Annotated in this window: 18 protein-coding genes; 8 read left to right on the top strand and 10 right to left on the bottom strand. The window is 41.7% G+C overall.

Going from position 1 to position 20,677, the window contains the following annotated elements:
* The first annotated feature begins 7 nt into the window (after positions 1-7).
* On the top strand, positions 8-412 hold the full coding sequence (locus tag ACFOHL_RS06305) for an ExbD/TolR family protein (protein WP_376919361.1): 405 nt from the start codon (positions 8-10) through the stop codon (positions 410-412).
* Between the two features lie 64 nt (positions 413-476).
* Here the strand turns inward: ACFOHL_RS06305 and ACFOHL_RS06300 are convergent, their stop codons facing one another.
* From ACFOHL_RS06300 to ACFOHL_RS06290, 3 genes are all read right to left on the bottom strand, one after another.
* A complete protein-coding gene (locus ACFOHL_RS06300) occupies positions 477-989 on the bottom strand; it encodes a YgjV family protein (protein ID WP_376919360.1) in 513 nt (170 codons plus the stop codon).
* A 55-nt stretch (positions 990-1,044) separates the two neighbouring features.
* A complete protein-coding gene (locus ACFOHL_RS06295; RefSeq protein ID WP_376919359.1) occupies positions 1,045-1,410 on the bottom strand; it encodes a hypothetical protein in 366 nt (121 codons plus the stop codon).
* 330 nt (positions 1,411-1,740) lie between these two features.
* The gene (locus tag ACFOHL_RS06290) at positions 1,741-2,382 is read right to left on the bottom strand and encodes an NAD(P)H-binding protein (protein WP_376919358.1); all 642 of its coding nucleotides are present in this window, start codon (positions 2,380-2,382) and stop codon (positions 1,741-1,743) included.
* A gap of 63 nt (positions 2,383-2,445) precedes the next feature.
* On the opposite strand from ACFOHL_RS06290, the gene ACFOHL_RS06285 reads away from it, so the two are divergent.
* A complete protein-coding gene (locus ACFOHL_RS06285; RefSeq protein WP_376919357.1) occupies positions 2,446-4,686 on the top strand; it encodes a S9 family peptidase in 2,241 nt (746 codons plus the stop codon).
* A complete protein-coding gene (locus tag ACFOHL_RS06280; RefSeq protein ID WP_376919356.1) occupies positions 4,683-5,672 on the top strand; it encodes a serine/threonine dehydratase in 990 nt (329 codons plus the stop codon). The genes ACFOHL_RS06285 and ACFOHL_RS06280 overlap by 4 nt, the downstream gene beginning before the upstream one ends.
* 106 nt (positions 5,673-5,778) lie before the next feature.
* Here ACFOHL_RS06280 and ACFOHL_RS06275 read toward each other — a convergent pair whose 3' ends face one another.
* Both ACFOHL_RS06275 and dinB read right to left on the bottom strand, forming a co-directional pair.
* Positions 5,779-6,627, bottom strand: coding sequence for an MBL fold metallo-hydrolase (locus ACFOHL_RS06275; protein WP_376919355.1), 849 nt, complete (start codon positions 6,625-6,627; stop codon positions 5,779-5,781).
* Between the two features lie 66 nt (positions 6,628-6,693).
* The gene (dinB, locus tag ACFOHL_RS06270) at positions 6,694-7,755 is read right to left on the bottom strand and encodes a DNA polymerase IV (protein ID WP_376919354.1); all 1,062 of its coding nucleotides are present in this window, start codon (positions 7,753-7,755) and stop codon (positions 6,694-6,696) included.
* A gap of 280 nt (positions 7,756-8,035) precedes the next feature.
* Between dinB and ACFOHL_RS06265 the strand changes: the two genes are divergently transcribed.
* The gene (locus ACFOHL_RS06265; RefSeq protein ID WP_376919353.1) at positions 8,036-8,365 is read left to right on the top strand and encodes a DUF3718 domain-containing protein; all 330 of its coding nucleotides are present in this window, start codon (positions 8,036-8,038) and stop codon (positions 8,363-8,365) included.
* 126 nt (positions 8,366-8,491) lie between these two features.
* Here the strand turns inward: ACFOHL_RS06265 and ACFOHL_RS06260 are convergent, their stop codons facing one another.
* From ACFOHL_RS06260 to ACFOHL_RS06245, 4 genes are all read right to left on the bottom strand, one after another.
* Positions 8,492-9,670 (bottom strand): hypothetical protein, encoded by a 1,179-nt coding sequence (locus ACFOHL_RS06260; RefSeq protein WP_376919352.1) that lies wholly within the window; start codon positions 9,668-9,670, stop codon positions 8,492-8,494.
* Positions 9,671-9,798: 128 nt separating this feature from the next.
* The gene (locus ACFOHL_RS06255) at positions 9,799-10,758 is read right to left on the bottom strand and encodes a bifunctional helix-turn-helix transcriptional regulator/GNAT family N-acetyltransferase (RefSeq protein ID WP_376919351.1); all 960 of its coding nucleotides are present in this window, start codon (positions 10,756-10,758) and stop codon (positions 9,799-9,801) included.
* Positions 10,759-10,903: 145 nt separating this feature from the next.
* Positions 10,904-14,053 carry an efflux RND transporter permease subunit gene (locus tag ACFOHL_RS06250; protein WP_376919350.1) on the bottom strand — a complete coding sequence of 1,050 codons (3,150 nt, stop codon included), beginning with the start codon at positions 14,051-14,053 and terminating at the stop codon, positions 10,904-10,906.
* A gap of 11 nt (positions 14,054-14,064) precedes the next feature.
* Positions 14,065-15,117 (bottom strand): efflux RND transporter periplasmic adaptor subunit, encoded by a 1,053-nt coding sequence (locus tag ACFOHL_RS06245; RefSeq protein ID WP_376919349.1) that lies wholly within the window; start codon positions 15,115-15,117, stop codon positions 14,065-14,067.
* Positions 15,118-15,642: 525 nt separating this feature from the next.
* Here ACFOHL_RS06245 and ACFOHL_RS06240 point away from each other — a divergent pair.
* Together ACFOHL_RS06240 and ACFOHL_RS06235 are read left to right on the top strand one after the other, a co-directional pair.
* Positions 15,643-16,173: a hypothetical protein gene (locus tag ACFOHL_RS06240; protein WP_376919348.1), complete on the top strand. Its 531-nt coding sequence runs from the start codon at positions 15,643-15,645 to the stop codon at positions 16,171-16,173.
* A gap of 213 nt (positions 16,174-16,386) precedes the next feature.
* On the top strand, positions 16,387-17,313 hold the full coding sequence (locus ACFOHL_RS06235) for a diguanylate cyclase domain-containing protein (RefSeq protein ID WP_376919347.1): 927 nt from the start codon (positions 16,387-16,389) through the stop codon (positions 17,311-17,313).
* 29 nt (positions 17,314-17,342) lie between these two features.
* Here the strand turns inward: ACFOHL_RS06235 and ACFOHL_RS06230 are convergent, their stop codons facing one another.
* Positions 17,343-17,699, bottom strand: a complete 357-nt coding sequence (locus ACFOHL_RS06230; RefSeq protein ID WP_376919346.1) for a hypothetical protein — start codon at positions 17,697-17,699, stop codon at positions 17,343-17,345.
* A 312-nt stretch (positions 17,700-18,011) separates the two neighbouring features.
* On the opposite strand from ACFOHL_RS06230, the gene ccoG reads away from it, so the two are divergent.
* Positions 18,012-19,439 (top strand): cytochrome c oxidase accessory protein CcoG, encoded by a 1,428-nt coding sequence (gene ccoG, locus ACFOHL_RS06225; RefSeq protein ID WP_376919345.1) that lies wholly within the window; start codon positions 18,012-18,014, stop codon positions 19,437-19,439.
* Between the two features lie 9 nt (positions 19,440-19,448).
* The gene (locus ACFOHL_RS06220) at positions 19,449-20,438 is read left to right on the top strand and encodes a serine/threonine protein kinase (protein WP_376919407.1); all 990 of its coding nucleotides are present in this window, start codon (positions 19,449-19,451) and stop codon (positions 20,436-20,438) included.
* Positions 20,439-20,677 lie beyond the last annotated feature (239 nt).

The raw sequence follows: 20,677 nt of genomic DNA, 5'->3' as shown, positions 1-20,677 counted from the left end.
CTGGAAAATGAAGAGAAAAAAACACACAGCCTCAGATGACGACGCGCAAATTGATATGACCCCGATGTTAGACATCGTGTTTATAATGTTAATATTCTTCATCGTAACCACAACCTTCTCATCAGAGCGTGGTTTGATGGCGAATAGACCTAAAGATAATCAAAACAATAATCAGCCTTCAAAAGCATTGTCCATACGCATCGATGCCAATGGTCAAATTCAAATGGGTGGACGTATTGTTGATATTCGCCGTGTAGTGGCTAACTCACAAACTTACCTAGCAGAAAATGACACAGATACTGCCGCTATTCAGGCTCACGAAGATACCGATCATGGCATTGTTGTGCAGGTCATGGATCAGGTAAAAATTGCCGGCATACAAAACGTTTCCGTTTTGGTCAAAAAAGACTAAACACGCAAATCAAAATAAAAAAAGCTGGCATATGCCAGTTTTTTTTTATGTCTGTAATTATCTATTAAGCTTTATTGTGGCGACTTTTATACAGGCTATAAAAAATACTGATTAAGTTGCATGTATTAAAGACCGTCCCGAAAATACTGCCTACCAATATCGAATACATTAGTCCAAGACCTTCAGCAAAAATAAACCACTGCTTTACGCGTTTAGCGCTGGTTAAAACAATAGAACCAATCGTAAAAATCAGTGAACTGGCATATGCAATGAATATTACCCATTCACTTCCCAACCACCACCACTCATAAGAGAAAAACGCGATGTTTGCTAATACAAAAAACACTAAAATGGGATTACCACGATAGTACAAGGCAATAATATTTCTGCTACATGCAAGTGCACAACTGATCCCCGCAGCCAATGCATTTATCATAAAAAAATGTGCACTCAAGCAGGCTAGCGCCGCTGCTGAAATAAGTAAATATTTATTCAGATCGTGCTGACGATAACCAATAAAATTAAGAATCACTGCGAGTGCACCCAAGCACTCAGCAAATATGAGATGATAATTCAAGCAGTAACCTTAGCGGTATTTTAGAATCCAGAAATAATTGAAGAGAATATTTGCTTTATAACAGCTTTTGACGCTTAAACCATTCATCATAACTTAATTCGAATGACTCATCCAAACAATCAGATGGATATGCATACAGACCAAACTTTTGACCTTCTTGATGAATCAGTACTATGGCGTATTTTGGCATTTTTTCAATCTTTTTGTGCATCGGATCCCAAATTGGGACGTTATAGTTGCCCAGCACGAGTATGGGTACGTTAAAACCTGAGATGTCAGTATAGTGATCGGCCACTGGGTTAGGAATGACGGCATATACACAGTGCATGGGTATGTTAACCTGTACCCCATCCCACCAAAATCTATTGACCTTAATTTTTTCAAACAAACTTCGCACACTTTCAGGCAATAGTAGATCCATAAACACAACTCCGTTATTAGTATTGGCAATGTTCCTAATGTCACTTTAGATACACAAATCAAAACGCCAAAGCCATGACGGCCTGTGTTGAGCCATTTTGGAAGGGCTTTTAACACGACTTTGGTTTATGCACCTAAATTTTAAGAAAACACTACCTATCTATTTAACACAACAATTTCTTTCTCACTCTTTATCCACCAATACTGCTATTTACTTTAGAATCAGTTTGTATATCCAAGCAAAATTAATGACGATAGTTATGAGACCTTAGCACTATCGAGAAGTAGCAAGCAGTGTTGCCGAGACCGTATCAGATCAAAGGCCGCTAAGCTAAAAAACTTGTAACCTCACCATTTCTCTTGCAACCTGAATCGCTCTTACCGGTCGATACTTTTTTAATCTCCCTATCAATAAAGGGCTTATCGCCACCAATACATAAGATGCAAACCTTTCCAAAGGGCGATTTATCTGACCAATCGAAGTACGGTCATCATGCAGCAATGGCGGTCTCACTGCCGAAGGGTTATTCAACTGAGGCATAGACAAAATCGCATTTTCTAATTCACCTTTTACGCGTAAGTAAAAATGACGACTCTTCGCGTTTGCTCCGACCGAGGATATCCATACAAAGCTTTTGACTCGCTGTGCGCGAGAAAGTTGCGCGGCAACGTGGATGAGTTGAAAATCGACTTTACGAAATGCTGATTTTGAACCCGCTTGTTTTATGGTCGTACCTAAACAACAATAAACATGGTCAACAGAAAAATAACCTTGATAATCTTGCAGATTTTCGAAATTTATAACGAGTGGTTCAATTTTGCCCGTAGGGTCAAAGTAGCGACTTGCCACTAGAGGGCTTCGTATCAGGCAAACAACCTTCTCATAGCGTTCATCCCAACACAATTCATTTACTAAGGCGCACCCCACAAGCCCTGTCGCCCCTAGTACTAAAGCACTTTTTTTATTATTCATATACGCACGCTTTATGGTACTCTTTTTTAGCCTTAATCTTAACGATAACTATAAATACTAAAAATGACAAAAACGACACTAAGATTTATTGCCACCAGCGTACTAATTACAGTACAAACTTTAACAAGCATCTCTGTATTGGCTAGTGACACCATTAGCATTGAGCGTATATTTCAATCACCTAGCCTCTCGGGCTCTGCTCCGAGTAAATTAAAATTGTCTCCTGATGGCGAGCGCGTCACCTTTATCAAAGGCAAAGCCACGGACTTTGAACGCTATGACCTATGGGAATACCACTTGAAAAGTGGCAAAACCCGTATTTTGTTCGACGCAGATGACTTACACACCGGCAACGAGAACTTATCTGACGAAGAAAAAGCCCGAAGAGAGCGGATGCGGGTGTACGGTAGTGGGATACTTGATTACGCTTGGTCCCCGCAAAGCGATGCCTTGGTTTTCCCACTCGCAGGCGATATTTACTACTACAAACTAGGTAACAAGGCCGCGAAAAAGCTAGTAGAAACACCAGAGTTCGAAACTGATGTACGCTTTTCTCCGAAAGGCAACTATATCACCTACATCCGCAATCAAAATCTTTATGTCACGCATATTGAAAGTGGTGTCGAAGAGGCTGTCACCACTGAAGGTGGCGGTGATATTAAATACGGCATGGCAGAATTTGTATCGCAGGAAGAGATGTCAAGAATGACCGGTTACTGGTGGTCACCTGATGAAAAACACCTTGCCGTTACCAAGGTAGATGAAAGCCCTGTGGATACCATTACCCGTTCAGAAATTTACGCAGACAGCATAAAAATGATTGAGCAAAAGTACCCTAAAGCAGGTACGAACAATGTGCAAATAGAACTGGCTGTGATTAACTTAGATGACAAGAGCAAAAGTTGGGTACCACTGAGTAATACAAAAGATATTTACTTAGCAAGAGTTAAGTGGATGCACCATAACGCCTTAACGTTTCAGGTACAATCAAGGGATCAAAAGCGCCTCGATTTAATGGCTTATCACCTTAACACCCAACAAGTAAGCACGCTAATAAGTGAAACAAGTCCAACATGGATTAATTTACATGATGATTTGTACTTCTCTAAGCAGCAACAAATTATCTGGGCATCTGAAAAAGACGGGTACAAACACCTGTATTTACATGACAATAATGGAAAACAGCTAACGCAGCTAACCTCTGGAGACTGGGTAGTAGACAGTATCTCAGCAATTGATTTTGAAAATGAGCTTATTTACTTTACTGGTCGCAAAGATAGTGTCACTGAACGTCATATATACAGTGTAAATATGCAAACAAAAAAAATCACTCGTTTATCAACACCCGGCTACTATCACAGCCCCACATTTAGTAAGGACGCCTCTGCCTACGTAAACAATCGTTCAAGTATCAATACCCCTCCACAAGTAAGCTTACACAATAGCGAAGGAAAACGCCTAACTTGGTTAAGTGAAAACAAAATCGACACTACCCACCCACTGGCAGATTTTCAGGCTCAATGGGTAAAACCGAGTTTTGGTAAGATCAGGTCTCAGGATAATACGACAGATTTACACTATCGTTTGTACACACCCAAAGAGCTAAAGGGAAAGCACCCCGTCATTGTTTATGTTTATGGAGGCCCTATTGCGCAAGTTGTTACCAATCGTTGGGCAGGCAACCGAGGTTTATTGTTTCAATATTGGGTAAATAAGGGCTACGTCGTATTTAGTATAGATAATCGTGGTTCCAACTATCGAGGCAAAGCCTTTGAGGATGTGCTCTACCGTGCCATGGGAGACATTGAGGTTAGCGACCAAATCAGTGGCGTTAACTTTTTAAAAAGTTTAGACTATGTTGACCCAAACCGAATTGGCGTATACGGACACAGTTATGGTGGCTACATGGCTCTAATGAGCATGTTTAAAGCTGGCGATTATTTTACAGCAGGGGTATCAGGCGCACCAGTAACTGACTGGCGGCTGTATGACACACACTACACAGAACGTTATATGGGTAACCCAAACATTGTAGACAAGGCGTACACTGACGCCAGTGTGTTTCCATACGCACATCAACTTAAAGGTGAATTGCTCATATACCATGGAATGGCTGACGACAATGTCTTGTTTACGCACAGCACAATGCTTTACAAACACCTTCAAGATCTGGCTTTGCCATTTCATACAATGGACTACCCAGGTAAAAAACACAGTATCCGTGGTAAACAAACGGGTACTCATCTATACAATACGATCACGCGATTTTTTGATACGCATTTGGACAACAGGCAACAACATTGAGCAGTATACAGTTTGCAGACATTCTTGCGGCACAACAGCGAATTTCACCTTACATAAAAAAGACCCCCATTTTGTCCTCTTCCATGCTCAACCAATGGCTTGGGCATGACATTTTTTTTAAAGCGGAGTGTATGCAAACCACAGGCGCTTTTAAACTAAGAGGGGCGACTAACTTCTTATTGAAAGCACTTGAAAACAACCACCGTCCTAACAAGATTGTTGCTAGTTCGTCGGGAAATCATGCTCAAGCCGTGGCCTACATCGGAAATAAACTCGGTATACCTACTTGTATTTATGCCAGCGAGAGTATATCGCCCATTAAAGCAAGTGCTACGCGTGCATATGGCGCAACACTGAAACTATACTCAAATAGACTTTTGGCTGACGAAGCCGTGAGAGAGGCTGCACAAGCCGATCACTGTGCTTGGATCAAACCTTTTAATGACGCCGATGTCGTTGCGGGTCAAGGCACGGTTATCGCCGAAAGCTTGTCTGAACTCGACAACATAGACGGTATATTTGCGCCTTGTGGCGGAGGTGGCTTATTGAGTGGTTCACTAATTGCCGCCCGCTCCTTATCACCCCATACACAGGTGATTGGAACAGAGCCGTTAGCAGCAAACGATGCTGCAGATTCATTGAGACAGGGAAAGATTGTGAATCTACCCACTGCACCAGAAACACTCGCTGACGGCGCGGCGACTCCGGCTGTCGGAGAAGTAACTTTCCCATATTTACAAGCCTTGGACGATTTTTATGAAGTAAATGAAGAGGCAATAAAATACTGGACCCAATGGTTGCACCATATACTCAAAGTACACGTTGAACCTACATGTGCTATGAGTATGGCAGCCGTCACAAGTTGGCTGGCTAAACAAACATCTCGAAAGCGCGTTCTGGTCATACTCAGTGGCGGAAACATCAGTGCCCAGTCCATGCAAATGATCTGGCAAGATGACTACTTAAGCGATTTGCCCAGTCTTTGATCTGGCAGTATCAACAAAGACATAAAGCCTTTGTTGGCGCACTAATCCAGCGTATCGTCAGCACGGTTCAAGCGTTCAGACCGAATCTAAGCAATGATTGCCCAAGTTATTGGTATAAGGTTTTTATCCAACGCGCTTCGTTAATAAAGTTCCACGTCCATGAATTCCACTTTGCATCCAAACCTTTTTCTATAATTTTGTCTTCAGACATACCTTCTTGTTTTAATTTTTGCACGTAGGCGTACGTTTCTTTGATCATTTCGACGAATATTTTCAAGTCTTGTTTGGTAGACAAAGGACCATGACCAGGAATGATTTTAGTATCTTCAGAAATACGCGACAGCAAGGTCTCAACTGACTCGATGTAACCTTTCACGTCTCCACCGGCTCCTAGGTCAATGTAGGGGAAGAGACCAGCAAAAAACAAATCGCCAGTATGCAGTACATTCGACTTTTCAAACCAAACAACACTGTCTCCATCAGTATGTCCTTTTTCTAAATGAATAACATGGATAGTATCGCCGTTTAAATGAAATTTTATGCCATCTTCATAAGTCACTACAGGTAGCGCCCCAACACTAATTTTTTCATTTGATGCAAGCCGAATTCGCACATTATCATGAGCAAAGACTGTTGCTCCTTTTTTCTTTTGAAAAAACTCGTTTGAGCCAGTGTGGTCACCATGATAGTGCGTATTGATGACATACTTGGTAGGCGAACCACTGAGAGCCTGTAAAGCTCTATCTATTTTTTCTGCCAATGGGGCGAACTGGTCATCAACAATTAACACACCATCATCTCCTGCAGATACACCAATGTTTCCACCTGCTCCCACTAACATGTAGACCGATTCAGCAACAGGAATCGTTTCTATTTTTACTTCTGCGAATCTATTTCGCGCTGTACAAGGTAAACTTGCGAAGATTACTACCAACAATACCAACCAGTTTTTCATTTATATTCCTTCTGTCGTAACGTGAGCTTATATGCGCCCACAAAAATATAGAGGATTAAACAATCCTCATTCTAAAGTGAGTGAGAGCTGTGTTGATTCGTCGTTCTTTTCAGCAACACCAATGTGTATGCCTAAAAGTCGAACAGACTTACCCTTTCCTCTTAAAAAAGCTTCATGCAATAGCGCCTTGAAAACCTCTTCATCAAGGTTTTGATGTTTTTGCTCTTTTGTTGTTTGGACAAAGTCCTCAAATTTTATTTTGACACCGACCTTATCTACTCTGCAAGCGTCAATATAAGCACGACCACGTTGTTTTAACTCAGGTAACAACTTGTTTATTAAGTATTGGTAAAGTTGATCACAATGCTTCAAGTTCGCGGAAAAAGTATGCTCTACACCCACCGATTTTCTGACTCTGGACACTTGTACCTTGCGATTGTCGATACCATTGCACTTACTCCAAAGCGACAAACCAAATTTACCAAACTGCTCTACTACCTTATGCTTAGCTAAATTTCGAATGTGACGTCCATGCGTCCATCCAAGCGCAGCGAGTTTTTCAAAGCTGACCTTCCCCACGCCTGGGATTTTCTGTAAAGGCAGATCCATCAAAAACGTATCCATTTCTTCAGGCTTGACCAAAAACTGCCCATTTGGTTTATTTAAATCTGATGCAATCTTCGCGACAAACTTCAAAGGCGCGATACCAGCAGACGCAGTCAACTGAAGCTCTTCATATATTGCTTGTCTAATTTCCTTGGCAATAAGGGTTGCTGAACCATTGCATGCTTCTGAATCAGTGACGTCTAAGTACGCTTCATCTAGAGACAATGGTTCAATTAAAGGCGTATAACGCGCAAAAATTTGCCTAATTTGCCCACTGATTTCTTTATAAATTGACATTCTTCCTGGCAAAACCACCAAGTCAGGACATTTTCTTATCGCAATTGCAGTCGGCATGGCAGAATGCACACCATATTTTCGAGCAATATAGTTGCAGGTAGACAGTACGCCCCTCTGACGCGAACGCCCTCCAACAGCAACGGGAAGTGATGCCAATTCTGGCCTGTCGCGTATTTCCACAGAAACGTAAAATGCGTCCATATCTATGTGTATAAACTTTTTCATTTTTAGGGTCTGTCGGTTTGGGTGTGCACCACATTGAGAAGCCAACTAAATATACTTGTATATTAATACAGCATAACCATTTATTACAGATCCGACTTTATAGTTGCGCTTGCTGAGAACTGACAGCTTTTTCTTACGTAAGCTCATGATAAATATTAACAGTTCGTTAATTTCGACAATCATCAGCAAGTTAATTCGTTCATTATTTAAGCAGAAAAGTAAATCCATATGATGTTACGAGCCATATTAAACATTGATTTAATCAACAAGTGGATGAACTATGAAAACTTTACTTTTTGTTGTCTTAACTGCTCTAAGTACAAGTGCACTAGCACACACAAAAACCGTATCGTATGAAGAATTTACTTTCACCGGTGATGTCGAATATTACAAGTTTTGTAAAGCCGCAGCGACAAACGACACTGATATGTTGCGACAAGCAATTAGACAAAAAGCGCAGAAAATATCACACAATGTCTACCGCAGAGCCATATTGCGGGCAGCTATCTCTGCTGAACGAGGAGTTAAGTGCAATGAAACGGACTTATTGACTTTTGCTTTAGAAAACAACTCAGCTGACGTTTACAACTACATTCGTCGCAAAACTTAAGTTCGGCGCTATCAATCCTGCTAGTTTTTCAGAAAACTCCAACCACAATGGCAGAGTTTATCTCTGCCAGTTGTGTTATAAAACTTTAATGCGCCTAACCAAGTATGCCGCCAGACCTTGATAAGGTTAGTAATACATTATTTCAATAAATGTAGTCGGACCATATACATTACTAGTAGACATGCTTCGCACTTGAAATACGTTTTCTCCCAAAGAGAGGTTCCATAAAAATTCCTCTCCATCAATTTGTTCCCAAATACCATTGCCAATCTTAACTTGATAGCTTTTAAAATTTTTCATATTGGTATTAAAGCTCATAGCAATCTCGCCTTTTGCGGCAAATCTCCACATATTGTCAATATATTGCTCCTCTGTCTTAATCCCATACTCTTTAAATATCTGTTGAACATTTGAATTTTCGTTTGGTAAAGCTGATAAAGAAACAACCACCTGATTCAGTTTTGGATAAGCAATGTCGAAAGAGTCAGTAAATAATGACTGCGTTGTTCTTCCCATTCCTTGAAATGTCAAAGCTGGAGCCTTGGACTCCATCATCAAGTAAAGATTTTGATATTCCCCATTTATGAAAACACTTGATACGTGAAACCCTAGATAATTACTCAAAAATAATTTGTATTCTTTCGCGGCCACAGCATGATCAAGATTGTTTGCACTGGCATATTTGGAAGTGGTAATAAAATCAATTTGCTCCAACTTTCCTTTGGCTTTCAGTAAATGAATGTCGTAAATATTCAAATACTCGCCTTCATTCATTGCGTAAATACTGAATTGAGGGTCAAAAAAGACCCACTTATTCAAACTATTAGACCATACTTCTGCCGCCACATGCCCTTTCCCCCAGCCACCATATGCAACATCGCTTGATTGCAGACCGACCGTTCTCGAGTAATGCCCCATTGCAGAGAGGATGTCAGCCATCACTTTGCCATACTCAACACAGCGATAACGCTCACCGCGTTCGTGCACGTTTTTAAGTATTTCCAAAGAACTCATCCCATGAGGGGCTTGATTAAAGCCGTCATGTTGCCATTGACTTGCAACCCAATCCATAACTTGAATAAATAGTTGCGGATCAGATAAGTTTTGAAATTTTGCGCGTTCAAACACATACGCGCTAAGTTTTGGGTTTTGGGTCGTCTCTAGTCCCTTAGGATGTGCAAAGGTGGAAGACTGAAAGTTATTGGTAGCTGTAACCTCTATTTTTTTTAACTCATTGCAGCTAGAGGAAAAAGCAATAAATGAAAAAAGTAAAATAAAGCATTTTGCCAAGTTCATAGGCAGCATAGAATATCCTTATAATTTTTTAGCGGTTTCAGCGCAATATTAATGACTTAGGACGACCTTAGTCAAATGATGTGCGAACCTTTTTTTGGCTATGCTCTCTTTTAGTTTTCATACCGAAACTCGATTCATTAACCTGTATACAACATTGCCACATCACATCTTTTGTAGTGGCCGCCATACTGGCGCATGATATCCTGACTATGCTCAAAACCTAACTTCTCGTATAGGTGAATAGCCGCTTCACATTTTTTGTTGGTGAGCAGGTAAAGTTTATTAACCTTCATTTGCTCGGCTTGAGCAATTACATGTTGCAATAAGCGCTCCCCTATTCTGTGGCCGCGCATAGCGCTCAATACGCCCATCTTAGTTAATTCAAACTCTCCTTCAGCCGTTTTTAATAGCGCACAGGTTCCGACGATGCCATGCAAAGCATGCTTTGCAAACCAAATCTCTCCCCCAGGGCGGACAATATAATCATAGGGTTGACTCAATACTTTTTTGTCAATCTCCTCCAACTCAAACATTTGTTCGACCCATTCAATATTTATCACTTCAAAATACGGGGCTAAGTCCTGCTCAAAGGGTAAAAAATGCAAAGCTTCGGAATCAATAGACGATAAGTATGATTTTGTGCGCGTTAGTAAGCTTTTGTTTTTCAAAGAATTTTCGAAACTTCGAACAGCTTGGTAAAAATCGTTCCCCTCTTCACGACTCAAATCAACAGCGGCTTTTTCCACGGCACCCCAGACCATTTGCACATTTTCTAAAGCAACAAAACCCTTGCTACTCAATTGCATTATTTTTTTACGAGCGTCCTTTGTCTCTGGGACAAGTTCAATCAGCTGCACTTCAAGCAATTGTTTGCAAAATTGACTAAGTGCAGGCTGTGACAGACCAAGTAATTCGGACGCCTGTACAACGGATACGCGTTTTTTATCACGCAACAGTGACAACAAACTAAACCACTTAGGTTGGATAGGTAAGTCAAAGGCTTGATAGACCGCGTTAGCATCGGTCATTAATCTATCACTAAGCCTTTTCAAGCGACTCCCCAAACCTAGTTCACCAAATTCATCAAAATAGTCCATCAACTGCCCTTAAAATAATCGTTTATATAATAATTTATATAACTACTTATATTGTTATTTATTTTAAGTGTCAAATAAAAAGTTAACGGTGATTCAAGGTAATGAGTATACGGCGTAGACTTCTCGCTGCGCCGTTTCAACAGCATTAGATCTTCGTCGCTTCCTTCACGGGTGAACCATCAAGTGAAGCATTCTCTCCCTTATTGTAAGGTAGCGCTTCCTGTAACTTTTCTAGTTTGCGCGTTCGTAGTTCTGGTGATCCTGTATGACGAGCCAAATAATTGTATGCGGTCGGGATGATAAATAGCGTCATAAAGGTAGAAAAAATCACGCCTGCAAAGATAACCATGCCGATTACCATACGCGACTCTGCGCCAGGCCCAGTGGCAAGTACCAGTGGCAAAGCGCTAAATACAGTTGTAAAGCCAGTCATAACAATTGGGCGCAGCCGTTGCGTTGCGGCTTTTTTAATCGCCTCCTCAAATTCAACCCCCGCATCGCGCAGTTGATTCGTAAATTCAACAATCAAAATTCCGTTTTTCGCCGCTAAACCAATGAGCATTACCAAACCAATTTGACTGTAGATATTGATGGACATGTCAGCTAAATACAACCCCACGTAAGCACCCACCAAAGCCAAAGGAACCGTAAACATAATGACCAAAGGGTGAATCCAACTCTCAAACTGCGCAGCTAACACTAAGTATGTAACCGCTAAAGCCAAGGCAAATATAAACACAAAACTAGATCCTGACTCTTGATACAACTGTGATTCGCCTTTGTAGTCAATCGAAACTTGGTCGGGCAATTCACTTTCGACTATCCCTTCCAAAAATGTCAACGCTTCGGCGATTGTGTAGTCATCGGCTAAGTTAGCACTAATCGTCACGGCACGCATGCGGTTGTAGCGATTTAAGGTGGTCGACGTAGCCTGCTCTTTAACTGAGACGAGATTGTCCAAGGGAATTAAACGTCCGGTGCGATCGGAGCGAACGTAAATATTGTCTATACTGTCTGGACTTCGATAATCTTCCTCATTTCCCTCAATAATCACATCATATTCTTGGCCGCGATCTAAGAAGGTCGACACACGCCTTTGACCCAACATAGTTTCAAGTGTTCGGCCAATTTCTAAAATTGAAACTCCTAAGTCTGCTGCTCTATCTCTATCAATATCAACCAATAATTGAGGAGAGGTTTCTTTATAATCAGAATCTATACGCACCAAACCGGGGTTCTGTCGCGCTTTGGCAATAACAATATCACGCCATTCAACAAGCTCTTCATAGGTGTTACCTTGCAATACAAACTGTACAGGTCTCCCCAATCCTCTTCCCCCAATCGCAGAGCGCATGATGGCAAAAGCGCGAACATCTGGGATTTGAGAGAGTTTAGCGCTCATTTCACGCATTAGTTCAAAAGTTGAGCGAGGACGCGTTTCCCAACTAGGCATGCCAATGATAGCAATGCCTGCCCTGCCACCAAATCCGGGGGTACGAACCAGTAATCGCTCAATTTCGCCTGATTCTCGATAAGGCATCAACACATCTTCGATTTTTTTAAGGTTACGGGAATTACTCTCAAAACTCGCCCCTTCTTGCGCTTGCATTAAAATGAAGAAGTTACCTCTGTCCTCACGCGGCACAAACTCTTCTTTTAGCTTTCCTTGCATTTGCCAAATTAAGGCCATTGATGCAAGTAACAGTAAGACCATCAGTATCGGTTGACGCAAACTTGTGCCAAGTGCTCGATAATAGCTGCCTTCAAATTTAGCAAAGGCTTTGTCCATCCAAACACCAAAGCCCGAATTTCGCTCCCGTTTTTTGAGCAACTTAGACGCCATCATTGGTGATAATGTGAGTGCAGTGAAACTCGAAAACGCCACCGCGGCTGCAATAGCAAGCGCAAACTCAGTGAACAAGCGACCAATATTTCCCTCTAAAAACACCAAGGGTACAAACACAGAAATAAGCACCAAAGTGGTTGCAATTACCGCAAAACCGACTTCTCTTGCTCCCCGATAAGCAGCAAGAATGGGGGGCTCGCCCAATTCAATTCGGCGATAAATATTCTCAAGCACGACGATAGCATCATCTACCACCAATCCAATTGCTAGTACTAAGGCCAACAGCGTTAATAAATTTATCGAAAAACCAAGCGCAAACATGACAATGAATGCCGCTACCAATGAAACGGGTACGGTTACCGCAGGAATAAGGGTGGCGCGAACATTACCCAAAAACAAATAAATTACGACCACAACCATCAGCATAGCGATCGCAAGCGTGTTGTAGACTTCGTTTATTGATTCTTCAATAAATATGGAAGAATCATAACTCGGTACGATAAAAATGTTGTCAGGTAAGGTTTTTTCAATACGCTCTATTGCTTCTCTAGCGGATCGTGCCACTTCTAGCGTATTGGCTTTGGATTGCTTGATAATACCCAAGCCAATCATGTTCACACCGTCACCGCGAAAATCCGTCTCATCGTCAGCAGCTGTTAGTTCTACATGCGCGACTTCACGCAATTTCACCAAGTAGCCGTCTGCACCAGCCGCAACGGTTAACTCAGCGAAGTCTTCAGGTGATAAGAAACTTCTTGCCACACGAACATCAAAATCACGTTCGTTCGATTCGACTCTACCTGCCGGTAACTCAACGTTTTCAGATCTAATCACGCGTTCAATATCTGTAACCGTGATCCCTCGAGCAGCCATAGCATTGCGGTCAAGCCAAACTTTCATTGCATACGTCCGACCACCACCTAGCTGGATACGAGCGACGCCTTCTGCAATAGATAAACGATCAACCACAAAACGGTCAGCGTAATCGGTAAGTTCCATGACATTTAAATTGGTACTACGCAAGTTGTACCAAATAATAGCATTTTCATCTGAATTTGATTTAGCAACTTCTGGGGGAAGCGCCTGATCAGGTAAATTGTTCAATGCTCGAGATATACGTTCTCTCACATCATTTGCGGCCGCATCAATGTCTCTGCTTAACTGGAATTCAATCGTGATATTTGAGCGACCATTGCGACTTGATGATGAAATGTTCTTTATCCCTTCAATACCACTGATTCTGTCCTCTAAGATTTGTGTAATGCGCGTTTCCACAATATCAGCGGAAGCGCCCGGATATTGTGTGCTTACAGAGACGATAGGGGGGTCGATGTCAGGGTATTCACGCAAAGATAAAAATGTGATTGCCACGACGCCAAATACAAGGAGCAACAAATTGACAACAGACGCAAATACAGGTCGTTTAACAGAAAGATCCGAAATGAGCATTTTTTCTATCCCTAACCAATAATTTTTACGCTTGAACCATCTCTAATACGCAAGGTACCCTCAACCACAACCTTGTCTCCCTCTGATAAACCGTCAACAATTTGCACTAAACCAGGTTTGCGCTCGCCAACAACGACTTCCCTTTTCACAGCTTTGTTATCACCGTTAACCAAATACAGGTATTGCTTATCGCCATCAGGCACCAAAGCACTTTCTGGGACAACTAGTGCGTTAAGCACGCGCTTTTCTATACTTACTTGCAATAACAACCCCGGTCTGAGTTTGAGGTCTTCATTTTCAATGCGTGCCCGTACTCTTATCGAGCGCGTAACAGGGTCAATTCTGGATTCTACATTTGTTATATTGCCAGAAAAGACTTCGCCGGGATAAGCAACAGAAGTTGCACTGATATTTTGCCCATTTGCAAGGCTCGCAAGGTGATTTTCGCTGACATTAAAATCAACCTTGATTGTACTTAAGTCGTCTAGCGTGGTGATGACGTCTCCTGGTCTCACTAGGCTGCCAATACTCATCATTCGTGTACCCAGGCGACCATTAAACGGAGCGATAACCTTGCGTTCTTCTAGCTCTGCCTTAGCGACTTCGCGCTGTGCAATAAGGGCTTTTACCCGAGCCTCTTGTTCATCGAGCAGCTGTTGAGACGCGGCTCTCTCTTTCGCTAAATCTTTAATTCGCGTTAACTGACGCTTCGCATCAGCGAGATTAATTTCTATTTCATTTAATTTTGCAAGCTCTGCTCGATTATTCAACTGTGCAAGCAATTGCCCGCGTTCAACAATGTCCCCATCTTCAAAAAGCACAGTGGTTAGCGTCTCTGCTTGCTGCGCCGTTATGTAGACTGACTCGTTAGCGACAGCCGTCCCCAATGCTTCCACCACAACAGGAAACGACTCTTGAGCTGCTGATTTAACTGCTACGGGTGTTGTTCCACCACTTCTGCCTCCTGCTGCCACATTCTCCTCTGGTAAATTCATATAAACCAGAAAACCCACAAGCACAACCACACCCAATAGTAATGGCGATATTTTAATTATTTTACTCATAACATTCCTCGACCGCCTACTCCAAATCCACAAGTTTAGCTCAAGCTAAAACTTGACCGGTACATTTGGGATTTTATTTCAATGTTTGTTTGCAGACATTTGACGTAATTGATTTTGCCTAATATTTCCGCCGCAATTCACTCATCACAACCATTACCGTTTGACAAAGGGGCGCCTTAATTATTGTCACTCGCGTCATAAATCTTGCAGGCAAATGTAAATAACAAAAGCCCTTGGTTTTAGATGCTTAAGTGAATATACGCGAAAAGTGATAAGTGGATTGAAACTTTACACAAAGTCACGTTAATACGATTGTCAATAGCTTGCAAGAAGCATTGTCTTTCGATGCCGTATAAGCTTGTTTTTTTGCGTTTTTTGTAACAACTTTTCAACATACAAGGCCTCGCTGAGCAATCAACGTATTTATGAGGGGTGATTTATCCCAACTTTGTACTTGTATGGAACACACCCCGTAAGTAAAGTTGCTGTTCACTCAAAAAAGCCAAGTGACTGGGTTACATAACTATGACTGACAAAACTAGAACTGTACTTTTATGCTTGCTTACAACACTGCTCGTCTCGTGCACGCAACGAGAGTTTTCGGCACCAAGCTGCAGAGTGGATGTTTCTCACCACAGTAGCCTGAAATCACCCGCGGCTTGTTTAATTAGCAAAAATGGGCGAATACTCGCACTTGTTCACGATGACAAATCCTACAGTATACCCGCGCGCACCAACAAACCTAGCGAGTCTGGGCAATGTGCAGCGCACAGAGCCGTTTGGGAGGACACGGGCTTAAATGTAAAAGTAAGCGCACCGCTTGGCACTCTACCTGACAACACTTGGCTGTACGCTTGTTTCATGCAAAGCGGCTTTGATGGTAGTGAGGAAACCCTTACGTTACCTGATTGGGCTAATGCTGATCTGGCTTATATGACTTTTGTTGATCCGTTTGACTTGGATGTCAAACAATGGAGTAAGCCGGAACAACTAATTAACATCAGAGATGGGCTTATTACCAGTCAATCAATCGCTTTCGACGACAAACAACCGTGAACTCCCTGTAAGCACATTTTCTATTGTAAAGCCTTCGTAATGCTTACTTGTCTTTTTTACACAACACTAAGGCTTTGATTTACGCGTACTTAAATCATACAAATTGTTTATTTTTTGAACTTTTATTAATACTTTTGTACAATGTATAAGTAATAACAAAAACAAAAATAAAAATTAAAAAAATACACAAAATCTGTGTAAAACGGTGCGCATATGAATATTTTTTTGATCAATGAAAACGCCAAAGAGCGTGAGTGGTTGACGGCTACCCTAAAAGTAATTTCTCAAGTTGAAGAAATTGTTTGCCATGAAAGAGGGTATGAATTGGAAGTAGAAGAAAACTCGTTTGATTCTGCTTTTATCCTAGTGACGCAAGATCAATTTATCCCCCTTAGACGGCAGCTATCTAAGCAGTATTCGGCAAAAGAACTACCTTGCCCAATATTGGTATTGTCAGAAAGTTTTGACAGTTTTGATGTCAGTGGCTACCGAAACTATACTGTTGACGCCTTTCCAAGCCATGCGATTACCCCACAAATATTAAAGTATTTGCTCAATACGTTGAAACGAGACTTCAGAAAAGACCTACATTTGAAACGCTTAGCACATTATGATGCGCTTACTGGCGCGTGTAATAGATATTTGTTCAGCGACAGAGCCAAGCAAGCCATCACTAGTTCGAGACGACAACAAGAGTGTATTGCGTTCATGTATTTTGATTTAGATAAATTTAAGCAAATAAATGACAAATACGGTCACGCTACGGGTGATGAATATTTGAGGGCATTTGTTGCAACCGTTACTGCCAATATTCGAGATATGGATACACTTGGCCGATTTGGTGGTGACGAATTTGGATTACTGTTACCAAAATCCACCGAAGAAAACACCAAGAAACTGGCCAAACGGATTCTCAATGCACTGAGCAAATCACAGATTATTGATGGCCACAAACTATCCATTGCCACCTCCATAGGAATAGTGGCTTTCGAAGGCACTGAAACAGTAGAATTATTAAACTATAAGAACATTACAGAGTGGGCAGACTCAGCACTTTTTGCCGCAAAGAAGAAAGGCAAACATCAATTTGCAGTTTATGAGCCAGCCAAGTTAAAGCAGAGAAATGTCGAAGTGGCATAAAACTCACTGAGGCACAAATGAAAAAAGTACTACGGAAGAATGCCCGACTCTTCTATTTTCGAACAAAATTTACGAAGGTTGTTTCCGTATAAATAGGGGTTTTTATCACCGTCTTTACAATACAAAGTATGAAATTTTTGAATGCCTTCAATCGTGTCCGTCACTTCAAAAACATAATCTGTTTGATGAGGTTGTAAGGCCATATTGTTACGCATGTAACTGTCTCTTAATGAAGCAATCTTTTGCCTGTCGGGCACAGTCAATACACTCGCCACCCAATCACTCAAGGTCAACTGCACAGACGAGAACATGTCCTGCACCCATTTAGTCTGCAGTAACCAGATAATTAATAATATTTGCACAATAACGACTATGTTGCGCCACATAAACTGCACTTCCTCTGTTTGAGGAAGTAGTTTACTCTACTTTTATACATTAAACAGCATGCTTAAGTTATGCATATTCATACGAAAACTGAGTGGTTGGCGCTGCCACAAGACACGGAAAAATACGCATATTATCCTGTTTTAATCGCCTCACTCTCTAAATAGGTATGTCTTCAGTCAAAACTGCAACACTAAAAAATTGATCTCAAATAAGAATAATCGACGCCGAGTTGGTATACTGAGAACACAATTAAGTAGTCGCCACCTTAAAAAAAGCTACTTTCCCTTTTAATCTGGACAACTTGTAACAATATGAACAAAAAAATTGATGTTAAAGACATCACGCCAGTAAAAATTCAAAAGCCAACAAAGCCCAATTATTCGGCTAGAAGCCGCATTTATGTTAGGGCTGTACAAGGCAAACTAGAAAACATTCGGCGTTTTTTTGGCTTAATTTTTCTCGGTATCTTCGCGATAATACCGTGGTTACAGTACCAAGGTGAACAAGCTATCCTGCTCGACATTGCCGCTCAGCGCTTCACTATTTTTTCTATTACGCTGTGGCCACAAGATCTTACCGTCGTTGCCTACATTTTTATCGTCTCTGCATTTGCTCTATTCTTTGTCACAACCTTTGCCGGCAGAGTTTGGTGTGGCTTTATGTGCCCACAAACCACTTGGACGTTCATATACATTTGGTTTGAAGAAAAAATCGAGGGTGCAAGAAACAAACGCATGAAACTCGATCAACGCAGTATGGATTTTGATAAGTTTTGGCGGAAGAGCCTCAAGCACTTTTCTTGGATTATGGTCGCTCTACTAACCTCACTCACATTTGTTGGTTATTTCACCGAGATTGATAGGCTTTTTATCGACTTTTTCACTTTCAACAGCTCCTTTTGGTTAGCATTTTGGGTAATATTTTTTACCGGCTGTACCTACGGTAATGCCGGATTTATGCGCGAAATAATGTGTACGCACATGTGCCCTTATGCGCGATTCCAATCGGCGATGTTTGACAAAGATACCTTCACCGTCTCTTATAATCCTACGCGTGGCGAACAACGCGGACCACGCAGTCGAAAAATGACACAAGACGAAGTAAAATCAAAGGGGCTGGGGGATTGCATTGACTGTAACCTATGTGTTCAAGTTTGCCCCACAGGCATCGATATTCGAAATGGCCTGCAGTACGAGTGTATCAACTGTGGCGCATGTGTTGATGCGTGTAACGGGGTAATGGACAAAATGGGATACGAGCCCAACTTGATTAGTTTTACTTCTGAGCATGAATTGGCCGGAGGTAAAACAAAAATCGTTCGCCCCAAGCTTATTGGCTATGCATTTGTACTGAGTTTGATGACATGCATGCTAGTATGGGACATCGCCACTCGTGTTCCTTTGGAAGTAGACATTATTCGAGATCGAAACTCACTAGATAGGGAGACCAATGAAGGCCTAATCGAGAACGTCTACACCGTGAAAATACTCAATAAATCTCAACAAGACAAAGTCTTCGAAATTAGTGTTAAAGGGCTACCCACCCCGCAAATATTCGGCGAGACCAGTGTGGAAGTGGCAGAAGGAGAGGTGTATACCCTGCCGCTTAGCGTTGCAGTTGATCCTGAAGAAATTTCCGTCGGTACTCAGAAAATATATATAAGCGTGCGCTCGCTCAGCGAAACAAGCGAAAGCCTAGTTGTCGACGAACCCACCACCTTTATTTTCACAGGATTTTAATTGACACTTATGACAATCGATTCGTCAGATTTTAGTTTTTCACACCTAGGCCCCGACTTAATTCTCGATGCTATCGAAAGCTTAGGCGTTCGCATTGATTCTGGTTTGCTCGCTCTAAATAGTTATGAAAATCGCGTGTACCAATTTAAGTTGGAAGATGGAAAACGTTATGTTGCCAAGTTTTATCGCCCGAGCCGCTGGGAAGAGCGACAAATAATAGAAGAGCATGATTTTGCGCTCGAGTTGCAAGAAGCAGAGTTGCCAGTTGTCGCGCCTCTTCTGTTTGATGGAAAAAGTCTACATCACTACGACGCCTATTCATTTGCCTTGTTCCCTTCTGTTGGCGGGCGTCAATTTGAAGTCGATAATTTAGACCAGATCGAGTGGATGGGGCGGCTAATTGGAAGAATACACAAACTTGCCAGTACCAGAAACTTTGCTCACCGCCCCCAAATTTCAACAAGCGCTTTTTTAAATGCGCCGCGTCAACGTCTCGCCGATTCTAAGATACTCCCTTCTCACTTACACACACCTTTTATGGTAATACTCGATCAAGTCATTGAGGTCAGTAGTCGATATTACTCGACTGACTATAAGCAAATTAGACTACACGGAGATTGCCACCCAGGTAATATATTATGGCAAGACGGGCCAATATTCGTCGACTTAGACGATTGTCGCCAAGGACCAGCCATTCAAGACTTATGGATGATGTTAAATGGTGACCGACAACAACAATTAATGCAGCTTGATACCTTAATCGAAGCTTACGATGAGTTTCATCACTTTGATCCCAGGGAGCTACAGTTAATTGAAGCATTACGGGCGATGCGTATGGTGCACTATATGGCTTGGTTAGACATGCGTTGGCAAGATCCTGCTTTTCCTGCTGCCTTTCCGTGGTTCGGTGAAGATAAATATTGGGAAAATCAAATTCTGGCATTAAAAGAGCAACTGTCTTGTCTGCAAGAGCCAGCCATCAGTTTACTACCTTATTAAAAGGAACTTATCTCACTGCTGAGTAGTCAAACATTAAGCTCTCCAGAGGGGCTGGTAAACTCGACGAGAGCATACTTTTGTAGTAAATGACTACGCCGTATTGAACTCGCTTACGGGCAGGTTAATCAAAGCAGCAGTGTCGTTTAAGCGTTGATTTTTGACGACCAACACATAATCGGAACATAGCCAAGATTTATATAAAATAGTCAGTTACAATGCGGTTAGATACTAAATACATA

The organism is Agaribacter flavus (assembly GCF_042646125.1).
Classification (GTDB): Bacteria; Pseudomonadota; Gammaproteobacteria; order Enterobacterales; family Alteromonadaceae; genus Glaciecola; species Glaciecola flavus.
Note: the sequence above shows the minus strand (reverse complement) of the source record. Positions and strands in the feature narration are given on the sequence as shown.

Coding starts and splice junctions, on each gene's coding strand:
- ACFOHL_RS06305 (WP_376919361.1), top strand. CDS start 8: ATGAAGAGAAAAAAACACACAGCCTCAGATGACGACGCGCAAATTGAT.
- ACFOHL_RS06295 (WP_376919359.1), bottom strand. CDS start 1,410: ATGGATCTACTATTGCCTGAAAGTGTGCGAAGTTTGTTTGAAAAAATT.
- ACFOHL_RS06290 (WP_376919358.1), bottom strand. CDS start 2,382: ATGAATAATAAAAAAAGTGCTTTAGTACTAGGGGCGACAGGGCTTGTG.
- ACFOHL_RS06285 (WP_376919357.1), top strand. CDS start 2,446: ATGACAAAAACGACACTAAGATTTATTGCCACCAGCGTACTAATTACA.
- ACFOHL_RS06275 (WP_376919355.1), bottom strand. CDS start 6,627: ATGAAAAACTGGTTGGTATTGTTGGTAGTAATCTTCGCAAGTTTACCT.
- dinB (WP_376919354.1), bottom strand. CDS start 7,755: ATGAAAAAGTTTATACACATAGATATGGACGCATTTTACGTTTCTGTG.
- ACFOHL_RS06265 (WP_376919353.1), top strand. CDS start 8,036: ATGAAAACTTTACTTTTTGTTGTCTTAACTGCTCTAAGTACAAGTGCA.
- ACFOHL_RS06260 (WP_376919352.1), bottom strand. CDS start 9,670: ATGCTGCCTATGAACTTGGCAAAATGCTTTATTTTACTTTTTTCATTT.
- ACFOHL_RS06255 (WP_376919351.1), bottom strand. CDS start 10,758: ATGGACTATTTTGATGAATTTGGTGAACTAGGTTTGGGGAGTCGCTTG.
- ACFOHL_RS06250 (WP_376919350.1), bottom strand. CDS start 14,053: ATGCTCATTTCGGATCTTTCTGTTAAACGACCTGTATTTGCGTCTGTT.
- ACFOHL_RS06245 (WP_376919349.1), bottom strand. CDS start 15,117: ATGAGTAAAATAATTAAAATATCGCCATTACTATTGGGTGTGGTTGTG.
- ACFOHL_RS06240 (WP_376919348.1), top strand. CDS start 15,643: ATGACTGACAAAACTAGAACTGTACTTTTATGCTTGCTTACAACACTG.
- ACFOHL_RS06235 (WP_376919347.1), top strand. CDS start 16,387: ATGAATATTTTTTTGATCAATGAAAACGCCAAAGAGCGTGAGTGGTTG.
- ACFOHL_RS06230 (WP_376919346.1), bottom strand. CDS start 17,699: ATGTGGCGCAACATAGTCGTTATTGTGCAAATATTATTAATTATCTGG.
- ccoG (WP_376919345.1), top strand. CDS start 18,012: ATGAACAAAAAAATTGATGTTAAAGACATCACGCCAGTAAAAATTCAA.
- ACFOHL_RS06220 (WP_376919407.1), top strand. CDS start 19,449: ATGACAATCGATTCGTCAGATTTTAGTTTTTCACACCTAGGCCCCGAC.